2 protein-coding genes are annotated in these 1,569 nt (G+C 33.5%); one reads left to right on the top strand and one right to left on the bottom strand.

Features of this window, described 5'->3' with window-relative positions; genetic code table 11:
* A partial coding sequence (locus tag CQA44_RS12000; protein ID WP_115547421.1) for a glycosyltransferase occupies nucleotides 1–814 on the top strand: 814 nt, incomplete at its 5' end.
* Nucleotides 815–1,381: 567 nt separating this feature from the next.
* Here CQA44_RS12000 and CQA44_RS12005 read toward each other — a convergent pair.
* On the bottom strand, nucleotides 1,382–1,569 hold a 188-nt coding region (locus tag CQA44_RS12005), incomplete at its 5' end, for a flagellin (protein WP_258865047.1).

Genomic DNA, 1,569 nt, shown 5'->3' on the forward strand with positions numbered 1-1,569 from the left:
ATACATTGCTTGGTATGAGAAAATGCCTCTTTCCAAATGGCAACATCATACCTCTTGTTTGAGATTATCCATACCAGACATAATACCTCATAATATCGATAGGATTTTATGGCTAGATTGCGATATGGTCGTAAGAACAAACCTTAAGGAAATCTTTGACATAGATATGGGTAATGCCTTAGCCATTGTAGCAGAAGATAAAATATCGGATTGTCGAAGAAAAAGTTCCCGTCAAATCAATTGGATAGGGCTAGATTTTCAGGGCTATTTAGATTCTATAGGCTTAAGTAAGGATGCGCAATTATTTAATGCGGGCTTTTTATTTATCAATGTCAAGCTATGGCGGGAAATAGATATACATCGTAAGTTTGATGAATATGTCTCAAAATATCATAACGCCCTCGCCTATTCTGATAATGATATACTCAACTATGTCCTCCAAGATAAGGTAAAATATATCAGCAACTATTGGAATCTCATACCTTCCTTAGATTCTGATTATTATCCCACAATCCCTGATTTAAGGGATATACATATCTTGCATTACGCAGCTACCAAGCCTCTAAATCCACAATGCACAGATAAATTTTATCTTGAAGAGTTTTGGAAATATTTCTTTTTAACCCCCTATTTTAAAGAAAATCCTGCCGAATATATCAATACCATCGTTGAGCAAAAAATCAATGCCCACAACCAAAATATAAGAAAATTAGCTAGAGCTCTCACTTGTTGGATACCCATAAGAAAATGGAGACGGCATTACAGAAATAAAATATTCATGCAACCCGATACATTATATACTTTGCACTCATAATGCTTACAAGGTATTTGAATAAGCATGTGTGCTTTGTTAATGGAGTATTTAAGAAGCCTCAAAATAATAAAGAGGATTGAAAGTAACATCAAACTATACTGAAACTTAAATGTCTGCCAATGATTCAAAATCATGTAAGACTTTGCGTGTTTCAAATCAAACTAACAAAAAGTTTGCAAAATCCTGCATATCCTAAATCCTAGCTTTGTGATAGTTAGGCATAGATAGGGATAAAACAATCTCTCTTATAGGGCTATGCCTTGCCTTGAGAAGTAAGCCTTAATTAAATAATTGTCTTTTTGCAGCTTAATTTTTTCAGTAAAGAATAAATAACAGAGGTAATAAGCTAAAAGTCTAGTTATGCCAAAAATGCGTGTCTCAAACTAGATTCTAGAATCTAACATTAATGATTATAAGTTTAATATTCGTAGAAAATAAATAATTTTAAATTTCAAATCATTCACAGAAATTAAAAGAGGAAAGGAAGTAGTTTGCGTCAAAATACCCCCTCTTGGGGGCATCGGAGACACAATATCAAAGCTATTATTGCAGGTATATCAGATTAACCTATTGAAGAAGTCGGATAATGTGTTGTTGCACTGCATTTGCCTGACTCATCGCAAAATTACCAGATTGTGCCAAGATATTGAGCTTGTTAAAGTTTGCAGATTCTTGTGCAAAATCTACTTCTCTGATTTGAGATTCAGCTGCTTTAACATTGACTTGTGTTACAGAAATGTTATTCACAGTTGAAA

It is taken from the genome of Helicobacter sp. MIT 14-3879, from assembly GCF_003364125.1.